This window comes from Atopococcus tabaci DSM 17538 (genome assembly GCF_000429585.1).
GTDB classification, from domain to species: domain Bacteria; phylum Bacillota; class Bacilli; order Lactobacillales; family Carnobacteriaceae_A; genus Atopococcus; species Atopococcus tabaci.
Map to the genome: position 1 here is coordinate 1 of NZ_AUCD01000124.1, position 1,603 is coordinate 1,603.

Consider the following 1,603-nt stretch of genomic DNA (forward strand, 5'->3'; position numbering starts at 1 on the left):
TAAACCAAGAGCCAAAACAGACAGCAATATACCGATTAGGTATGGCCACGTTTTCCCTCGGTGGGGGTGGCTAACTTAAACTTGAAATTTACGTATAAAATTGCTAATGTTAATTTCCATAAAGAATAATGATTTAACGATACATATCTAACATTAAATAATCAGAATGAAGATAAATAGAAGCATTGATACCTCTCCGAGGTAGTCAATCTTCTTTGTATAGAATGGATAACTCTAATCTTCAGAAGGGAATATTCTGCAATTATAAACCCTCTGTTTTTTAGAAAGGATAAAATTAATGTCAATATACTTTATTACTTTTTTATTAACGTGCGTTTCAACAAAGTTTGCTGAATCAACAAAAAAGAAAATATACCAAATTATATTCTCTTTTTTTGCAATCTTAATACCCTCGTTACTTGCTGGTTTAAGATCTTATGAGATAGGTACTGATGTAGAAGTATATATCTTACCTTTATTTCAACTAGCTCGACTTTCAGAGAATTTTAGTGATTATTTGTCCGCACACTGGTTTTATGTTTGGCGGTATATAAATGTTACAGACTATGAGCCTGGGTTTATTGCATTAATCTATTTTACAACAAAATTTTTTGATAACTTGAGTATTGTTTTATTGGTAATTCATATATTAATTATTACACCTTTATATGTTGCATTGTTTCGATTGAGAGATTATTATCCTGTATGGCTTGGCATGCTAGTGTTTTTTTTGAGTGGATTCAATAACTCACTCAATTTAATGAGACAATATATTGCAATGTCGTTTGTCTTATTAGGGTTTTCATATCTTATTAAGCAAGACACAAAAAAATATTTCTATTTTGTATTCATAGCTTCTTTGTTCCATACTTCTGCAATTATGGGACTTCTAATTTATTTTATTTTCTTTTTCATAAACCAAGAAAAAAAATATAAAAAGATGCGGTTAGGAAAAAAACTTTTTAATATTAAAATTTTTCGTGTTGTTTTTTTAGCCCTATGTTTTTTGTTAGTTTTATTTAGCTCGAACTTATTAGTATTTCTATTGGATACAATAGGATTAGAAGAGTATTCCAACTATTTATACGGCGATGTAAAGTTTTTACCTAATCAACTTTTATTCAGGTTGCCAATATTTTTTATATTTATTATAAATTGGAAAAAATTAAAAAGAAAAGATTCTAATATTTATTTTTATTGGGCACTGCTGATTATGGATCTTTTATTTGCTCAACTAGCAAGTGTTTATGAACAGTCAGGAAGAATTGGATATTATTTTAGTCAATTCAGTATGCTTTCCTATCCTTTGTTAATAACTTCTCAATCAAGAAGAATTAATAAGGTAATCCTTTCTTTATTTATTATCAGTTATCTTTTTCTATTTTGGTTTTTTAACTTTGCTTGGCTCGGTAGAACAGAAACGGTACCTTACATTTTTCTATAGTTTGTTCTAAAAAGTGTATTAAGGAGTCTATCAATCTTTTTGATTTGAAAATCATGAAAAAAAGTGGCAGATTTTATAATGAAGCTAGCCACCGCCAAAGAAAAAACGCCACGTGAATTTCTGGTATATTGAGGTTACCACTAACTCTCAATAGACAAG

General features: G+C 28.8%; 1 protein-coding gene. It reads left to right on the forward strand.

The genetic code is table 11. The features are described from left to right. The first annotated feature begins 298 nt into the window (after positions 1-298). Complete coding sequence (locus tag G470_RS0111595) at positions 299-1,444, forward strand: EpsG family protein (RefSeq protein WP_028274932.1); 1,146 nt, start codon at positions 299-301, stop codon at positions 1,442-1,444. The last annotated feature ends 159 nt before the right edge of the window (positions 1,445-1,603 follow it).